This is a genomic window from Hydrocarboniphaga sp. FW305-C-57 (genome assembly GCF_058783045.1).
The window spans coordinates 1-895 of record NZ_JBYSYG010000034.1 but is presented as its reverse complement, the minus strand read 5'-3'; the positions used below and the strand labels follow the sequence as shown (position 1 = coordinate 895).

Here is an 895-nt window from a genome sequence, read left to right as displayed (position 1 = left end):
GCTTCAGCCGGCGGGATGTGGCCGAGCGGTTCCATCAGTCGGCGGTTGTTGTACCAGTCGACCCATTGCAAGGTCGCCCATTCGACTTCTTCTGGTGTGCGCCAGGACGAGCGGCGGTGGATCACTTCGGCCTTGTAGAGGCCGTTGATGGTCTCGGCCAGCGCGTTGTCGTAGCTGTCGCCGACGCTGCCCACCGAAGGCTCCAGCCCGGCATCGGCCAGGCGCTCGGTGTAACGGATCGAGACGTATTGCACGCCGCGGTCGCTGTGGTGAATCAGCCGGTTCGGCCCGACGGGGTTGCGCGCATGCAGCGCCTGCTCCAGCGCATCGAGCACGAAGTCGGTCCGCGCCGATGTCGATGCCCGCCAGCCGACGATGCGGCGTGCGTACACGTCGATGACGAAGGCCACATAGACGAAGCCCTGCCAGGTCGAGACGTAGGTGAAATCGCTGACCCACAGCGCATTGGGTCGGTCCGCCTTGAATTGCCGCTGCACGTGATCCAGCGGGCACGGCGCCGCCGGATTGCTTACGGTGGTCCGAACGCCCTTGCCCCGGATCACGCCGCGCAGGCCCAGGCGCTTCATCAGCCGCTCGACCGTGCAGCGTGCCACGCCGAAGCCTTCGCGCCGCAACTGCCGCCAAACCTTGCGCACGCCATAGACCCGGAAGTTTTCATTCCAGACCCGCTCCACTTCTGGCAGCAGCGCCGCATCCCGCTGGCTCCGCGCCGAGCATCGCTGCGGATCGCGCTGCCGCTGCTTGTGGGCGTGATACGTCGATGGGGCGATCTGTAGCAGCCTGCAGATCGGCTCGACCCCATGGACCTTCCGGTGATCGTCGATAAACGCAATCATCGTTTGAGCGGGCGGTCGAGCTCCGCCTGGGCAAAATA

Annotated in this window: 1 protein-coding gene and 1 other annotated feature; the gene reads right to left on the bottom strand. The window is 65.6% G+C overall.

Annotated features, from left to right (window positions below):
* Nucleotides 1-895: IS3 family transposase (locus AC3WUM_RS25150; RefSeq protein ID WP_492414079.1), on the bottom strand; the 895-nt coding region annotated here is incomplete at both ends.
* Nucleotides 783-895: a sequence feature (AL1L pseudoknot), on the bottom strand. This feature is flagged as partial in the annotation. (Overlaps the previous gene by 113 nt.)